The sequence below is a fragment of the Micrococcus luteus genome, from assembly GCF_014138885.1.
Classification (GTDB): domain Bacteria; phylum Actinomycetota; class Actinomycetes; order Actinomycetales; family Micrococcaceae; genus Micrococcus; species Micrococcus luteus.
Genome location: NZ_JACJIK010000001.1, coordinates 274,794 through 290,207 on the forward strand (window position 1 = coordinate 274,794; position 15,414 = coordinate 290,207).

The following is a 15,414-nucleotide window of genomic DNA, read 5'->3' on the forward strand; positions in this document are numbered from 1 at the left end:
TCCGCGCGTCGCCGTCCCCGCTGGATCCCCGACCGGAGGCTCGCCTTGACCGACACCACCCCCGACCTCGACGCCACCAACGTCACCCGCGCGGAGGCCGCGGACCGCTCCCGCCTGCTCACGGTGCAGGACTACGTCGTGGACGTGGACCTCTCCGACGCCCGGGACGCCGCGGCCGACACCTATCCGGTCCGCACCGTGATCCGCTTCGCGTGCGCTGAGCCGGGCGTGCAGACCCACCTGGACTGGATCCACGGCGGCGTGGAGTCGGTGACCCTCAACGGCACGACGCTGGACCTGACCGAGGTCGTGGGCCAGGCCCGGGTTCTGCTGCCCGACCTGGCGGCGCAGAACGTGGTGGAGCTGGTCGGCCGGTCCGTGTACTCCCGGTCGGGCGAGGGCCTGCACCGCTTCACGGACCCCGCCGACGGCGAGGTCTACCTCTACACCCAGTACGAGCCCGCCGACGCGCGCCGCGTGTTCCCGGACTTCGAGCAGCCGGACCTCAAGGCCGCCTTCACCTTCTCCCTCACCGGACCCGAGGACTGGGTGCTGGCCTCGAACCGGCCGGAGGTGTCCCGGACGCCGGCCGGGGACGGTGTCGTCCGGGTGGAGTTCGCCCCGACGCTCCCCCAGTCCACCTACATCACGACGCTGCTCGCCGGCCCCTATGCGCAGTGGGAGGACGCCTGGGACGGTCACCCGGCCAGCGGCGCGCAGGCCGTGCCGCTGCGGCTGTTCACCCGGCGCACGATGGCCGACGCGTTCGACCCCGAGGCCGTGTTCGACGTGACCAAGCGGGGGCTGACGTTCTTCCACGACCTCTTCGGCGTCGCGTACCCGTGGGGCAAGTACGACCAGGCGTTCGTGCCCGAGTACAACCTCGGCGCCATGGAGAACCCGGGCCTCGTGACCTTCACCGAGGACTTCGTGTTCACCTCGCGGGCCACCGCGGTCCAGTACGAGGGCCGGGCCAACGTGATCCTGCACGAGATGGCGCACATGTGGTTCGGCGACCTCGTGACGATGCACTGGTGGGACGACCTGTGGCTCAAGGAGTCGTTCGCGGACTACATGGGCGCCCTCGGCGTGGACGAGGCCACCGACTTCCGGACCGCATGGGTGACCTTCGCGTCCCGCCGCAAGGCCTGGGCGTACGTGCAGGACCAGATGCCGACGACACACCCCATCGTCGCGGACATCGTCGACCTCGAGGCCGCCCGTCAGAACTTCGACGGCATCACCTACGCCAAGGGCGCCTCCGTGCTCAAGCAGCTGGCCGCCTACGTGGGCCGGGACGCGTTCCTCGACGCCGCACACCGCTACTTCGCCGCCCACGCGTGGGGCAACGCCTCCCTCGACGACTTCATGGCCGCGCTCGAGGCCGCCTCGGGGCGGGACATGCGCGGGTGGGCGGACGCGTGGCTGCACACCTCCGGCGTGCCCCGGCTGCGGGTCGACGTCGACGGCGACGCCCCGGTGCTGCGCCAGGAGGGCGCGGACCCGGTCACGGGCGGGCCGATCCTCCGCCCGCACGTGCTGAAGGTCGGCGTCTTCATGCCCGGGCAGGACGGCGTCCTGCGCCGCACCGCCCAGGTCACCGCCGATGTGCCGGGTGGGGCGGAGGGCGCGGCCGTGCCCCTGCCGGACCTCGAGGTCCCCGGGGGCGTCCGCCTCGTGCTGCCCAACGACGAGGACCTCACCTACGCCGCCGTCGCGCTCGATGCGGGGTCGCTGCGCGCGGCCCTGACCCACCCCATCGCGGACCCGCTCGCGGAGGCCACCGTGTGGGCCGCCCTGTGGTCGATGACCCGCGACGGCGAGCTGCCGGTCGCCCGGTTCCTCGACGCGGTGGCGACGCTGTCCGCGCGGATCGCGACCGTGGGCGTGCACGCGCAGGTACTGGCGCAGGCCGCCGCGGCCGTGGGCCAGTACGCCCGCGCCGAGGACCGGGACGCGCTGCGCGCTCTGGTGGGCGAGGTGCTGGCCGAACAGACCCGGACGCTCGAGGCCGGCTCCGACCGCCAGCGCACCGCGGCCCGCACGTGGGCGACGCTGGCGCGGGCCGACGTCGGGATGGCCGCGGCCCTCGAGGCCGCCCTGCTCGGCGAGGACGCGGCGACGTCGGCGCCGGGCCTGGCGATCGACGCGGAGCTGCGCTGGCTCGTGCTCCAGGCCCTCGCCGCGACCGGCCGGGCCGACCAGGACCGCCTGGACGCGGAGCTCGAGGCCGGCCGCACCGCCCAGACGGTCACGTGGCATCGCCTCGCCACGGCCGCCCGCCCCGATGCCGAGGTCAAGGCCGCGGCGTGGGAGGCGGTCATGTCCGGTCGCACGGCCACTGGCACGGAGCTGTCCAACGACCTGCTCTCGGCCACGGCGGCCGGCTTCGCCGCGGGCGAGGTCGAGCTCCTCGCCCCCTACGAGTCCGGCTTCTGGCCGCGCCTGACCTCGGTGTGGGCCTCACGATCCAACGGGCTGGCCTCGCGCGCGATCGGCGGGCTGTTCCCGGGCCGCCAGGACGCGGTGGCCGGCGACGCGGACGCGCAGGAGTCGCACCCGACGCTGGCCGCGGCCCAGCGCTGGCTGGACGAGCACCCCGACGCCCCGGGGGCCCTACGGCGCCTGGTCGTGGAGCACACGGACGCCCTGCGGCGGTCCCTGCGCGTGCAGGCGGCGCAGCCGGCGGGCTGAGCCGCCGGCCCGGTCCAGCCCGGAGTGGTCACGACACGCCGCGTCCCTGCGGGACAGACGGCGTGTCGTGACCACGGTGGCTCAGGGCGCGGCGACGCGGAGCACGCGTTCCCGGCCCACCCGGCGCAGGCCCACGGCGTCGGCGGCGCGCTGGGCGTCCCGGTCGCGCATCCCCACCCGCTCGACGACGACGGGCCGCGTCTCCAGCACGGCCGTCAGTTCGGCGTGGCGCGCCACGTGCGCGGCCCCGCCGTCCGGGTCGAGGGACAGCGCCTGCCGGTCGGCCGCGTGGAGCCAGGCCGCCGACACGTCCTCCACCGGGCGGCGCAGGTGCGCGCCGAGGGAGGCGTCGTCGAGCAGGTCGGAGACGTCGGCGTCCGCGAGGCGGGCCACGAGTGCGGGTGGCCCGGCGACCACCGCGGTCGTGTGCAGCAGGACCACGTGCAGCAGCTCCGGGTCGGCGTCCGCGGCGGGCGCGAGCACGACGCCCGGGTCCTCCCACGCCGTCGGCGCGACGCCGAGTCCCGCGGCCAGCCCGGTCCGCAGCGCGGCGGTCGCGTCGGCGCCCAGCACGTCGGCCGGCGCGACCGTGCCGAGGGCCAGCGGGTGGACGCCGAGCAGCCGGTTCAGGGCGCGGGCCTCGCGGTGCGCCCGGTCCACGAGGGCGGCCAGCTCGGGCGAGGTCTCCCCCACGAGCGGCAGCTCGCGCAACGTTGCGGCCCCCACCGGCACCCCGGCCTCGGCCGCGACCGCTGCCAGCGCGTCCCAGTGTCGCGTCTCCTCCTGGGCAGGCGTGCGGCCGCCGCCCGGCTCGTCCAGCCGCGGTCCGTGAGCAGAGGCACGCGGCGGCCGGAGGCCAGCTCCAGCTCGAGGGCGCAGTGGACGTCCACGGTCGACCGTGGGCGCCCCGGGGCGTCGGAGCGGGCGATCAGGCGGACGGGGGCGTCGTCGTCGGGGGTCATGGTCCGATCCTGACAGAGCCGCCCCGCCACACCTCGACGCGTCGGGGGCGGTTTCGGGCGGTACTCACGTCGAATACCACCGCAAACCGCCCCCGGACGGAAGCGTGCCGGACGGTGCCGGGACGCCGTCAGGCGGCTCAGGGCACCCGCGCGGTCCACTCGGGGGTCGTGAACTTGGTGCGGGCCAGCTGCTCGGCCTCCTCACGGGTGGCCTCGTCCAGCTCGACGCGGCGGGCGCCGTAGCGCTCCTCGAAGGTGGTCATCATGGTCTCCCAGATCTCGGCGCGGGAGACGCCGGTCTGGCGCCGGAGCGGGTCCACGCGCTTCTTCGCCGAGGTCACGCCCTTGCCGCGCAGCTTCTCCCGGCCGATGCGCAGCACCTCGAGCATCTTGTCCGCGTCGATGTCGTAGCTCATCGTCACGTGGTGCAGCAGCCCGGCCGTGCCCACCCGCTTCTGCGCGGCGCCGCCGATCTTCCCCTGGTCCGTGGCGATGTCGTTGAGCGGCTGGTAGAACGCGTGCACGCCGAGCCGGGAGAGCGCGTCCATGGTCCACTCGTCCAGGAACGGGTAGGTCTCCGCCGTCTCCAGCCCGTCGACCAGCGACGACGGCACGTGCATCGAGTACGTGACGCAGTTGTCCGCCTCCATGAACATCGCGCCGCCGCCGGAGATCCGCCGCACCACGTTGATGCCGTGCCGCCGCGCCCCCTCGGGGTCCACCTCGTTGGCGAGCGACTGGAAGGCGCCGATCACCACGGCCGGCTCGTTCCACTGCCACAGGCGCAGGGTCGGCTTGCGACGTCCCTCGGCCACCTGCCGGGTGAGCACCTCGTCCAGGGCCACGGTCAGCGCGATCGGCATCGGCTCCGGCCCGATGACCTCCCACTCGTGGTCCCCCCACGTGGTCGCCTTGCCGAGGGCCCGACGCACGGCCGAGGCGACCGCGAAGGCGTCCACGCCGAACAGCTCGGCCTCGGAGCGCAGCCCCCGCTCGACGGCCTCCCGGATGACCCGGTGCTCGGCGTCCGCGGACAGCCCGGCCACCGCCGCGTTGAGGTCCTCGAGCGCCTCGTCCGGCTCGAGGAAGAAGTCGCCGTTGATGCTCGCGGTCGCGATCCGGCCGTCCGCGAGGCTCAGGTCCGCCGCGACCAGCTTGCCGCCGATCACCTTGTATTCACCGTGGAGAGTCGTCATGCCCGCCAGCCTACGGGCGACGCGACGGGCCCCGCACCGCCCGGATCGCTCCGGGGGCCCGGGGCCCGTCGTCGTGGTGGGCGCGCGGCTCAGGCCGCCGCGGTCACTTCTTGCCGCCGAAGCCCTTGAAGCGGGCGTTGAAGCGCTCGACGCGGCCGGCGGTGTCCATGATGCGCTGCTTGCCCGTGTAGAACGGGTGCGAGGCGGCCGAGATCTCGACGTCGATCACCGGGTAGGTGTTGCCATCGGTCCACTCCGCGGTCTTCTCGGAGTTCGCGGTGCTGCGGGTGAGGATCTTCTCACCGGAGGCGAGGTCGTTGAAGATGACGTAGCGGTAATCCGGGTGGATCTCAGACTTCATGGTGCATCCTTCGTTTCAGCCGCCTGATTGGGACCAGGGGCGCGAGAGGTGTGGTCAGGGGGTCCGCCGGACGGCGGGCCAGCCGCCCACTCTACCGCACCCGGGCCGGTCAGCGTGCGCGCAGCTCCCACAGCGCGACCGCCGCGGCCGCGGCCACGTTCAGCGAGTCGACGCCGGCGGGCATGGGGATGACGACGTCGGCGTCGGTCTGGGCGAGGGTCTCGGGCCGGACCCCCGGCCCCTCCTGGCCGAGGACGAGGGCCAGACGCTCGGCGGTCCGCAGCGGCTCGATCCGAGCGGAGTCCAGGCCCACGGCCCGCTCCGTCACCTCGAGGGCGGCCACCGCGAACCCGGCCGCCCGCAGCGCGGGCAGCGACTCGGCGACCGGACCGGGCAGGCGCGCCCACGGCAGGCGGAACACCGTGCCCATCGAGACGCGGATGGCGCGCCGGTACAGCGGGTCGGCGGCCTGCGGGGTGAGCAGCAGTGCGTTCCAGCCGAGGGCGACGGCGGAGCGCACCACGGCGCCCAGGTTCGTGTGGTCCACGAGGTCCTCGGCGATGAGCACGCGCCGGGCGCCCGCGAGGACGTCGGCGAGCGGCCGGGGCGCGGGGCGGTCCATCGCGGCCAGGGCGCCGCGGTGCAGGTGGAAGCCGGTGAGGGCCTCGAGCACGTCGTCGGGTCCGGTGAAGACCGGGACGTCCGGATGGGCGGCGAGCACGTCCGCGAAGGACCCGCGGTAGCGGTCCCCCAGCAGGAAGGAGCGCGGGGTGTGTCCGGTGTCCAGTGCGCGGCGGACCACCTGGGAGGACTCGGCGAGGAAGACGCCGTGCTCCGCGTCGACGCGACGGCGCAGGGCCGCGTCCGTCATGGTCGTGTAGGGGGCCAGGCGGGGGTCGGCGAGGTCCTCGATCCGCTCCAGGCGCACCTCGCGGGTCCCGCCCTCACCCACCCGAGACCTGCCGCATCACCATGACCACCAGCCCGGCCAGGCCCACGATCACGATGGTGACGCGCAACGCCGTCGGCGAGATGCGCCGCCCGATCCGCGCGCCCACGAGCCCGCCCACGAGCGAGGAGAGCGCGATCAACAGCACGGCCCGCCAGTCGATGCGGTCGAAGGCGAACACCAGGTAGAACGCCGCGGCGGTGAGGTTGACCACCAGCGACAGCCACGTCTTCACGGCGTTGGCGTGCACGAGGGTGCCGCCCACCAGCAGCACGCCGAAGATCGCCATGAGCATGACGCCCTGGGCGGCCACGAAGTAGCCGCCGTAGATGCCGGTCAGGAACACGAGCGTCCACAGCGTCGGGGTCACGGGGCCCACCGGCACGGGAGAGTCCGCGCCGGGGGTCGGTCCCTGGTCCTCCGCCCGACGCCTGACCCACCCCTGGATGCGCGGCTGCAGCACGACGACCGTCAGGGCCACCACGAGCAGCACCGGCGCGACGTAGCCGAACACGGCCGGGGGCAGCGTGGTGAGCAGCGCGGCGCCGATGACCCCGCCGAGCAGGGACGCGACGGTCAGCTTCGGCAGGAGCGCCCGGGACTGGGCCAGCTCGCGGCGGTACCCGTACGTGCCGGAGAAGCCCGAGGCCACCAGGCCCATCGCGTTGGAGACCTGGGCCGTCACGGGCGGGAACCCGACCGCCACGAGCGTCGGGAAGGTGACGAGCGTGCCCGAGCCGATCACCGAGTTGATCGTGCCGGCCCAGAACCCCGCGAGCAGCACGAGCAGGACCTGCCACAGGTCCATGCCCAGCAGCTGCGCGGTCAGCAGCCCCGTCACCGGGCCACGGCGGTGTACCGACCGCCTGTGCGGGTCACCTTCAGGTCCGTGCCGAACGCCGCGGAGAGGTGCTCCTCGGTGAGCGTCGACTCGATGGGCCCGGCCGCCACGACGCCGCCGTCCCGCAGCAGCAGGGCATGCGTGAAGCCCGGGGGCACCTCCTCGAGGTGGTGCGTGACGAGGACCAGCGCGGGCGCGTCCTCGTCCGTGGCGAGCGCCGTCAGCTGGCGCACGAGGTCCTCCCGCCCGGCGAGGTCCAGGCCCGCGGCGGGCTCGTCCAGCAGGAGCAGCTCGGGATCGGTCATCAGGGCACGGGCGATGAGCACGCGCTTGCGCTCACCGTCGGAGAGGGTGCCGAACGCGCGGTGCGCGAGGCGGGAGAGCCCCCAGGTCGCCACGAGGCCGAGCGCGCGGGCGCGATCCTCCGTCTCGTACCGCTCGCGCCACGTGCCGGTGATCCCGTAGGCGGCGGTGACGACGGCGTCCTGCACGGTCTCGTTCGCGGGCACCTGGGCGGCGAGCTGGGCGGAGGACAGGCCGATGCGCGGGCGCAGCTCGAACACGTCGACGGCGCCGAGCACCTCGTCCAGCACGCCGACGTCGCCGGCGGTCGGGTGCAGGCGGGCCGCGGCCAGCTGGAGCAGCGTGGACTTGCCGGCGCCGTTCGGGCCCATCACGATCCACCGCTGCCCCGCGCGGACCGTCCAGTCCAGGGGGCCGAGGATGTCGGTGGTGCCGCGGCGCACGCGCACGCGGCGCATCTGCAGCACGGCGTCCTCATCCGGGAGGAACCAGTCGTCGGGAGGCGCGGGGGTGGTCATGGGGGCCAGCCTAGTCCGGCCGGCCGGCGCGTCGCCGATGCGACGCACGCCCGGCCGCGCCCGCACCCCCGCCTAGGATGCCGCGCATGAGCACCCTGCGCCGCCTCGTCGTCACCGCCGACCCCGCCCTCCTCGTCACGGACGCGCCCCCGGCCGGCGTGCCCGACGACGCCGAGCGGCTCACCGACGACGGCCTGCTGGGCTGGCGCTTCGCCGCGGACGAGTGGGCGGCGGCCCCGGAGCCGGGCTCCGGGTGGGACGTGCTCACGCTGCCGGCGGCGGTCGCCGCCGCGCCGGCGCCCCTCGTGGTGACGGACGTGGACTCCACGCTGATCCGGCAGGAGGTCATCGAGCTGCTCGCCGCCCACGCCGGCCGCGAGGCCGAGGTCGCTGAGGTGACGGAGCGGGCGATGCGCGGTGAGCTCGACTTCGCCGCCTCGCTGCACGCGCGCGTCGAGGCGCTCGCGGGGCTGCCCGTGGGCGTCGTGGCGGACGTGGTGCGGGCCATCCGGCCCACCGACGGAGCCCTCGCGCTGATCGAGGCCATCACCGCGGCCGGCGGCCGGGTGTGCGCGGTCTCCGGCGGCTTCACCCAGGTGCTCGCCCCGCTGGCCGAGGCGTGGGGCGTGCACGCCTACTGCGCCAACGAGCTCGAGGTGCGGGACGGGCACCTGACCGGGAGGGTGCTCGGCGACGTCGTGGACCGCGCGGCCAAGGCCGCCATGCTGCGCGCCTGGGCCGAGGACGCGGGGCTCACCCCCGAGCAGGCCGTGGGCGTGGGCGACGGCGCCAACGACATCGATCTGCTCGAGGCGGCCGGCTGCGGCGTGGCGCTGTGCGCCAAGCCGATCCTCCGGGAGCACGCGGACGTCGTCGTCGACGTGCCCTCCTTCACCCCCCTGCGGTGGCTCCTCGGTCTCTGAGCCGCCCGAGCCGAGATGCCACGAGGGCCGGATCCCACGGATCCGGCCCTCGTGGTCAGGGGTGTGGTGCGGTTCAGTCCTGCCCGAGGAAGTCCTCGGCGCCGCCCACGAGCTCGGTGTGGCCGACCTCGAGGTCGTCGCGGCCCACGAGAGAGGCGATCTCGGCGGCGAACTCCTCCACCGAGTAGAGCTTGCCGGCGGCCTCGCGGCGGGCCTCGATGGCACCGGGCTCGGCGCGGTCGAGCAGGGTGGCGGTGATGGTGCCCTCGATCATGTCGCCGGAGACCACCACAAAGCCCACGCCCTTCTCCGTGAACGCGGGGATGCGCTCGCGCAGCGCGTCCTCGCCGGCGCGCTTGGAGCGGGCCACGGGCTCGTAGGAGTCCATGGTGGCGACCTCGTCGATGAAGTGCGCCTGGTGGGAGGTCACGAACACGATCTGCCCGCCGGCGCCCATGCGCTCCAGCGCGGCGTCGGCCAGCGCGGCCTGGGCGTCACGGTTGAGCTTCAGGGCGTAGTCCTCGCCGAACTGGGACTCCATGCCGCCCGAGGCGTTGAGCACGAGCACGTCGAGTGAGCCGAAGTGCTCCACGGCGGCGTCCAGCAGCGCGGCCCGGTCCTCGGCGACGGTCACGTCGCCGCCCACGGCCACGGCGCGGCCGCCGGCCTCCTCGATCCTCTGCACCACCTTGTTCGCGCGCGGCGCCTTCTGGCGGTAGTTCACCACGACGCCCGCGCCGCGGGCGGCCAGCAGCTCGGCGGTGGCGGCTCCGATGCCGCGGGAGGAGCCGGTGACGACGACGCCGCGTCCGGCCAGGTCCTGCTCGGTCATGTTCTGTGCTTCCTGTCTGCTCAGCGGTCGGTGGTCGTCAGTGGCCCATGCCCAGGCCGCCGTCCACGGGGATCACGGCCCCGGAGATGTACGCGGCCTCGTCCGAGGCCAGCCAGCGCACGACGCCGGCCACCTCCTCCGGGGCGGCGAAGCGGCCGGCCGGGATGGACGTCTTGTACTGGGCCTTGAGCTCGTCGTCGAGGGACTGCGTCATCTCGGTGTCGATGTAGCCGGGGGCCACGACGTTCGCGGTCATGCCGCGCGCGCCGAGCTCGCGCGTGATCGAGCGGGCCATCCCGACGAGGCCGGACTTGGAGGCGGCGTAGTTGACCTGGCCGGGCGAGCCGAGCAGGCCCACCACGGAGGAGATCAGGACGATGCGGCCGCGCTTCAGGCGCATCATGCCCTTGGTGGCGCGCTGCACCACGCGGAAGGCGCCGGTGAGGTTCGTGTCGATCACCGAGGTGAAGTCATCCTCGGACATGCGCAGCAGCAGCTGGTCGTGGGTGATCCCGGCGTTGGCCACGAGCACCTCGACCGGGCCGTGGGCCTGCTCGACCTCGCGGAAGGCCGCGTCCACGGAGGCCGCGTCCGTCACGTCGGCCCGGACCGCGAGGACCCCCTCCGGCCCCTCCCCCGAGCGGGAGGTGATGGCCACGCGGTCGCCGTTCGCGGCGAACGCCCGGGCGATGGCCAGGCCGATGCCGCGGTTGCCCCCCGTGACGAGGACGCTGCGGCCGGCGGCCTGCGCGTCCGCTGCGGGCGTGGTGGTCTGATCGGCCATGGGAACACCTTCCGGACGGGACGGGACTAGACTGGAGCACCGGCGCGGCGCCGTCGACGCCGTCCTGCGGGACGCCGCCGACGGCGGGCGCGCCGGCATGTGAACCACCACTCTACGTCCGCGGCCGCGCGGGGGCCCCGCAGGGCGCGACGTGCCAGGAGGATGCGCCATGACCAGCTCCGCCGCCGGCTCCCGAGCCGGCCGTCCCGCCCACGCCGGGCGCGGGGCGACACCGGAGGTCCAGGGGGTCACCACCGCCGCCGCCGGCCGCAGCGCGGACCGGGAGGCGCGCATGAGGGTCTACCTGGTCCAGATGCTGCTCCGCACCGCCTGCTTCGTCGCCGCGCTCTTCACCCACGGCTGGTGGCAGCTCGGGTTCATCCTCGGCGCGGTCGTGCTGCCCTACGTCGCCGTCGTGCGCGTGAACAACACCGGCCCGCAGCAGGCCGGCACCCTGCGCGCCGTGCCCGCCCAGGGACCGGCCCTGACCCCCCGCCCCGACGACGCGGCGGCGCCCGAGCCGGTCGTGCTCACCGGCGACCTCGTGGACGACCCGCGCGACCGTGCGCCACGGGCGCTGGGCCGAGGGTCCTCGTCCGCCGGCAGTCCCGGCCTGCCCGGACGGGGCGGCGCGTGATCGGCGCGGTCCCGGGTGAGCCGGGCATGGACCTGCTGGGCGCCCTCGCGTCCGGCCGCCTTGACCCCGCCGCCGGTGCCTCCACTGCCCGATCCCCGCACGCCGCCGTGGACGGGCCCGAGCGGCCGGTCTGCTCGCGTCGTGGCTGCACCGCGGAGGCCGCCTGGGCCCTGGAGTGGAACAACCCGCGCGTCCACGCCCCGGACCGCGTGAAGACCTGGCTGGCCTGCACGGACCATCGGCCCTTCCTGGACGACTTCCTGAGCGCCCGCGGCTTCCTGCGGCGCTCCCGCCCGCTCGATCCGGCCGCCACGCAGGCGCCCGAGGTCGACACGCCCGAGACCCCGCAGGAGCCCCCGCGCCCATGAGCACCCCCGCCCCCATGACGGACCCGACCGCCCGCGACGCCGAACGCCTTCCTGCCCTGCGCTTCGGCTTCCTCGCCACCGGCCCGTGGATCCTCGGCTTCGTGGTGTGCGTCCTCTTCGCCTTCCTGTGCCATGCGCTCGCGCAGTGGCAGTGGGACCGCCGCGTGGAGGTCCAGCACCGCGTCAACCGCGTCCTGGAGAACTACGACGACGACCCGGTTCCGTTCGCCGAGGCCTCCCGGCTGTTCACCGCGTTCCAGACCGACGACGAGTGGACGCCCGTGACACTGACCGGCGAGTACCTCGTCGACGAGACGCTCATCGTCCGCAACCGCCCCCGGGCCGGCCAGCCCGGCTACGAGGTGCTCGTGCCGTTCCGGACGGACGAGGGCCCCGTCGTCGTGGTGGACCGCGGCTGGCTCCCGGTGGGCAACAGTCCGGGTCAGCCGGACGCCGTGCCGGCCCCGCCCGCCGGCCACGCCGAGGTCGTGGTGCGGGTCAAGCCCGGGGAGCCGGCCCTGGACCGCGACGCCCCGGAGGGCCAGGTGCCCTCGATCGACCTCGCCGAGATCGCCGACACCGTGGGCGGGCCCGTGGCCGGAACTGCCTACGGGATCATGGTCACGGAGGACCCGGCGGTGGAGCCGATGCCGCAGAAGCTCGTCGAGCCCACCCTCGACGAGGGCCCGCACCTGTCCTACGCGATCCAGTGGTACCTGTTCGCGGCCATGGGCTTCGGGGTGTGGGGGTACTCCGCGTGGATGCGCGCCCGCAACGACCGGGCCGACGCCCTCGACGACGCCGCGGACGACGGGCTGCTCTCCGCTCACCGGGTCCCCCGCGCCAAGCCGGTCCGGCGGCGCGACGGGCGGCTCACGGATGAGGAGGCCGAGGACGCGCTCTTCGACTGAGCCCGCCCTCCGCCTCGGCGGCCCGCGCACTCAGGCGAGGGTGATGAGGTCCCTGTAGTCGTCGTTCCAGAGGTCCTCGACCCCGTCCGGCAGCAGCACCACGCGCTCGGGGTCGAGCGCCTCGACGGCGCCCTCGTCGTGGGTCACGAGCACCACGGCGCCCTCGTACTGCTGCAGCGCGTTCAGGATCTCCTCGCGGCTGGCGGGGTCGAGGTTGTTCGTGGGCTCGTCCAGCAGCAGCACGTTCGCGCTCGAGGCCACGAGCGTGGCCAGCGCCAGGCGGGTCTTCTCGCCACCGGAGAGGACGCGGGCGGGCTTGTCGACGTCGTCGCCCTGGAAGAGGAACGATCCGAGCAGCGTGCGCGCCTGGGTGTCGCCGAGCTGCGGGGCGGCGTGGCGCATGTTGTCCAGGACCGACGCGTCCTGGTCCAGGGTGTCGTGCTCCTGGGCGAAGTAGCCCAGCTTGAGCCCGTGGCCCGCCTGGACCTCGCCGGTGTCCGGGGTCTCCTCCCCGGCGAGCATGCGCAGCAGCGTCGTCTTGCCGGCGCCGTTGTAGCCCAGGATCACCACGCGCGAGCCGCGGTCGATCGCCAGGTCCACTCCCGTGAAGATCTCGAGCGAGCCGTAGGACTTGGAGAGGTTCTCGGCGCGCAGCGGCGTCTTGCCGGAGGCCTGCGGGGTGGGGAAGCGGATCGCGGCCACGCGGTCGACCGCGCGCTCGCCCTCGACGCCGCGCATGAGCCGCTCGGCGCGCTTGATCATGTTCTGCGCGGCGGTGGCCTTGGTCGCCTTGGCACGCATCTTCTCGGCCTGGGCCATGAGGGCCGAGGCCTTCTTCTCCGCGTTGGCGAACTCCCGGCGGCGGCGCGCCTCGTCCTGCTGGCGCTGGGCGAGGTAGTTCTTCCACGTCATGTTGTAGACGTCCATGGTCTGCCGGTTCGCGTCCAGGTAGAGGACCTTGTTCACGGTCATCTCCATGAGCTCCACGTCGTGCGAGATCATCAGGAGGCCGCCGGAGTAGGTCTTCAGGTAGTCGCGCAGCCACACGATCGAGTCGTGGTCGAGGTGGTTGGTGGGCTCGTCCAGCAGCATGATGTCCGCGTCGGAGAAGAGGATGCGGGCGAGCTCCACGCGGCGGCGCTGGCCGCCGGAGAGGGTGTGCAGCGGCTGGTCCAGCACGCGGTCCGGCAGGCCGAGGTTGGACGTGATCCGGGCGGCCTCGGACTCGGCCGCGTAGCCGCCGCGGGCCTCGAACTCCGCCTCCAGGCGGGAGTAGCGGTTCATCGCCCGCTCCCGCTCGGCGTCGTCGACGGCGGCCATCCCGGCCTCGGCCTCGCGCATGCGCCGGATGGTCTGGTCCAGGTCGCGGGCGGAGAGGATGCGGTCGCGGCCGGACTGGTCCATGTCCTCGACCTTGGGGTCCTGGGGCAGATAGCCGATGCGCCCGGTCCGGGTCACGGTGCCCGCCGTGGGCTGCCCGCCGCCGGCCAACACCTTGGTCAGCGTCGTCTTGCCGGCGCCGTTGCGCCCCACGAGGCCGACCTTGTCCCCCTTGTCCACGCGGAAGTTCACCTCGTCCATGAGGAGACGGGCGCCCACGCGCAGTTCGACATCGGTGACGGTCAGCATGGGGGTGTCAGACTCCAAGGGTCGAGGGGGGAACAGGGGTGCATCGGCGGGGCCCGGCCGATCTCGACGGGCGGGGGCCAGCGCGGTGCCGGGCCAGTCTAGTCCGTCTACACTCTGGCCCCATGAGCTTCAACGAGAACGTGCAGATCGACGCCGGCCGGGCCCGATCGGGCGGTGGCGGCGGGCTGGGGGGCCGGGGCATCGCCATCGGCGGTGGCGGCGGCCTGCTCGCGGTGCTGCTCGCGATCTTCGCCCCCGGGCTGGCCGAGCAGCTCGGGATCGACACGGGTGGCGGGTCCGTCGGCCAGAGCCAGTACCAGCAGCAGACGGGCTCGGGCGGCCAGAGCCAGCCCCTCTCGGACGAGGAGTGCGCCAGCGGTGCGGACGCCAACCAGAACACCGACTGCCGCGTCGTCGCGACCACCGAGGCCGCGGACGAGTTCTGGGGCGAGTACCTCGCGCAGTTCTCGGACATCCAGTGGCGCCAGCCGCAGCTCACCCTGTTCCAGGGCGGCGTGAGCACCGGCTGCGGCAGCGCCTCCTCGGCCACGGGCCCGTTCTACTGCCCGGCGGACGAGTCCATGTACTTCGACACCGCGTTCTTCGAGACGCTGCAGACCGACTTCGGCGCCGAGGGCGGACCGCTGGCGGAGGAGTACATCGTGGCGCACGAGTACGGCCACCACGTCCAGCAGGTGACCGGCTACCTGCAGCACTCGAAGGACGGGACCACCGGCCCCACCTCCGGCGCCGTGCGCGCGGAGCTGCAGGCCGACTGCTTCGCCGGCATGTGGGCCGGGCACGCCGCCTCCACCGTGGACCCCGAGTCCGGTGCGCCGTTCCTGAAGCCGATCTCGCAGGGCCAGCTGCGCCAGGCCATCGACGCGGCCTCCGCCGTGGGCGATGACCGCATCCAGTCCACCCACACCGGCCGGGTGGACCCCGAGGCGTTCACGCACGGCACCTCGGAGCAGCGCATGGCCTGGTTCATGCGCGGCTACCAGAGCTCCCAGCAGGAGCCCGACATCCGCCAGTGCGACACCTTCCGGGCCTCCTCCCTGGACATCTGAGCCGGGAGCGCCGGGGCGCCTGCCGGCCCGTCCGCACTCCCCCACCACGACGGCGGCCCGTCACCTTCTGCGCGAAGGTGACGGGCCGCCGTCGTGGTCCGGGCCGGATCAGATGTTGAAGCCGAGGGCGCGCATCTGGTCGCGACCGTCCTCGGTGATCCGCTCGGGGCCCCACGGGGGCATCCAGACCCAGTTCAGCCGCCACTCGTCCACCATGGTGCCGATCGCGCGGGAGACCTGGTCCTCGATCTCGTCCGTGAGCGGGCAGGCCGCGGTGGTCAGGGTCATGTCCACGAGCAGCGCGCCGTCGTCGGCGTAGTGCAGCCCGTAGAGCAGGCCCAGGTCCACGACGTTGACGCCCAGCTCCGGGTCGATCACGTCCTTGAGGGCCTCACGGATGTCCTCCGTGGGCGCCTGGTTCGTGGTCTCCGTCATC

General features: G+C 74.1%; 16 protein-coding genes. 6 read left to right on the top strand and 10 right to left on the bottom strand.

Annotation, left to right across the window (positions count from 1 at the left end; all coding sequences use genetic code 11):
- The first annotated feature begins 45 nt into the window (after positions 1 to 45).
- Complete coding sequence (gene pepN, locus HDA34_RS01160) at positions 46 to 2,694, top strand: aminopeptidase N (RefSeq protein WP_134377169.1); 2,649 nt, start codon at positions 46 to 48, stop codon at positions 2,692 to 2,694.
- An 81-nt stretch (positions 2,695 to 2,775) separates the two neighbouring features.
- Here pepN and HDA34_RS01165 read toward each other — a convergent pair whose 3' ends face one another.
- The 6 genes from HDA34_RS01165 to HDA34_RS01190 form a co-directional block, all read right to left on the bottom strand.
- Positions 2,776 to 3,420, bottom strand: coding sequence for a hypothetical protein (locus HDA34_RS01165; RefSeq protein WP_233437075.1), 645 nt, complete (start codon positions 3,418 to 3,420; stop codon positions 2,776 to 2,778).
- A 373-nt stretch (positions 3,421 to 3,793) separates the two neighbouring features.
- Positions 3,794 to 4,852 carry a lipoate-protein ligase small subunit gene (lplB, locus tag HDA34_RS01170; protein ID WP_127435501.1) on the bottom strand — a complete coding sequence of 353 codons (1,059 nt, stop codon included), beginning with the start codon at positions 4,850 to 4,852 and terminating at the stop codon, positions 3,794 to 3,796.
- A 103-nt stretch (positions 4,853 to 4,955) separates the two neighbouring features.
- Entirely contained in the window at positions 4,956 to 5,213 is a 258-nt protein-coding gene (locus HDA34_RS01175) for a type B 50S ribosomal protein L31 (protein WP_036336843.1), read from the bottom strand.
- Positions 5,214 to 5,322: 109 nt separating this feature from the next.
- Positions 5,323 to 6,165, bottom strand: coding sequence for a TrmH family RNA methyltransferase (locus HDA34_RS01180; RefSeq protein ID WP_134377168.1), 843 nt, complete (start codon positions 6,163 to 6,165; stop codon positions 5,323 to 5,325).
- Positions 6,158 to 7,003 carry a sulfite exporter TauE/SafE family protein gene (locus tag HDA34_RS01185; protein WP_041103831.1) on the bottom strand — a complete coding sequence of 282 codons (846 nt, stop codon included), beginning with the start codon at positions 7,001 to 7,003 and terminating at the stop codon, positions 6,158 to 6,160. Before HDA34_RS01185 ends, HDA34_RS01180 begins: the two co-directional genes overlap by 8 nt.
- Entirely contained in the window at positions 7,000 to 7,824 is an 825-nt protein-coding gene (locus HDA34_RS01190; RefSeq protein WP_052520061.1) for an ABC transporter ATP-binding protein, read from the bottom strand. The genes HDA34_RS01185 and HDA34_RS01190 overlap by 4 nt, the downstream gene beginning before the upstream one ends.
- Positions 7,825 to 7,910: 86 nt before the next feature.
- Here HDA34_RS01190 and serB point away from each other — a divergent pair, with 86 nt between their 5' ends.
- Entirely contained in the window at positions 7,911 to 8,747 is an 837-nt protein-coding gene (gene serB / locus HDA34_RS01195) for a phosphoserine phosphatase SerB (protein WP_134377167.1), read from the top strand.
- A gap of 73 nt (positions 8,748 to 8,820) precedes the next feature.
- Here serB and HDA34_RS01200 read toward each other — a convergent pair whose 3' ends face one another.
- Positions 8,821 to 9,579: an SDR family oxidoreductase gene (locus HDA34_RS01200; RefSeq protein WP_127435562.1), complete on the bottom strand. Its 759-nt coding sequence runs from the start codon at positions 9,577 to 9,579 to the stop codon at positions 8,821 to 8,823.
- 37 nt (positions 9,580 to 9,616) lie between these two features.
- The gene (locus HDA34_RS01205) at positions 9,617 to 10,363 is read right to left on the bottom strand and encodes a beta-ketoacyl-ACP reductase (RefSeq protein WP_134377166.1); all 747 of its coding nucleotides are present in this window, start codon (positions 10,361 to 10,363) and stop codon (positions 9,617 to 9,619) included.
- A gap of 169 nt (positions 10,364 to 10,532) precedes the next feature.
- Here HDA34_RS01205 and HDA34_RS01210 point away from each other — a divergent pair, with 169 nt between their 5' ends.
- Genes HDA34_RS01210 through HDA34_RS01220 form a run of 3 tightly spaced genes read left to right on the top strand, consistent with a single transcriptional unit; the run spans position 10,533 to position 12,279 of the window.
- Positions 10,533 to 11,000 (top strand): DUF3099 domain-containing protein, encoded by a 468-nt coding sequence (locus HDA34_RS01210; protein ID WP_134377165.1) that lies wholly within the window; start codon positions 10,533 to 10,535, stop codon positions 10,998 to 11,000.
- Positions 10,997 to 11,368, top strand: a complete 372-nt coding sequence (locus tag HDA34_RS01215; protein WP_036336831.1) for a hypothetical protein — start codon at positions 10,997 to 10,999, stop codon at positions 11,366 to 11,368. The genes HDA34_RS01210 and HDA34_RS01215 overlap by 4 nt, the downstream gene beginning before the upstream one ends.
- The gene (locus HDA34_RS01220; protein ID WP_127435199.1) at positions 11,365 to 12,279 is read left to right on the top strand and encodes an SURF1 family cytochrome oxidase biogenesis protein; all 915 of its coding nucleotides are present in this window, start codon (positions 11,365 to 11,367) and stop codon (positions 12,277 to 12,279) included. The genes HDA34_RS01215 and HDA34_RS01220 overlap by 4 nt, the downstream gene beginning before the upstream one ends.
- A gap of 30 nt (positions 12,280 to 12,309) precedes the next feature.
- Here HDA34_RS01220 and abc-f read toward each other — a convergent pair whose 3' ends face one another.
- Positions 12,310 to 13,908 (bottom strand): ribosomal protection-like ABC-F family protein, encoded by a 1,599-nt coding sequence (gene abc-f / locus HDA34_RS01225; RefSeq protein WP_060974284.1) that lies wholly within the window; start codon positions 13,906 to 13,908, stop codon positions 12,310 to 12,312.
- A 122-nt stretch (positions 13,909 to 14,030) separates the two neighbouring features.
- Between abc-f and ypfJ the strand changes: the two genes are divergently transcribed.
- A complete protein-coding gene (ypfJ, locus tag HDA34_RS01230; RefSeq protein ID WP_127435200.1) occupies positions 14,031 to 14,978 on the top strand; it encodes a KPN_02809 family neutral zinc metallopeptidase in 948 nt (315 codons plus the stop codon).
- A 108-nt stretch (positions 14,979 to 15,086) separates the two neighbouring features.
- Here ypfJ and HDA34_RS01235 read toward each other — a convergent pair whose 3' ends face one another.
- Positions 15,087 to 15,413, bottom strand: a complete 327-nt coding sequence (locus tag HDA34_RS01235) for a metal-sulfur cluster assembly factor (protein WP_002855327.1) — start codon at positions 15,411 to 15,413, stop codon at positions 15,087 to 15,089.
- Position 15,414 lies beyond the last annotated feature (1 nt).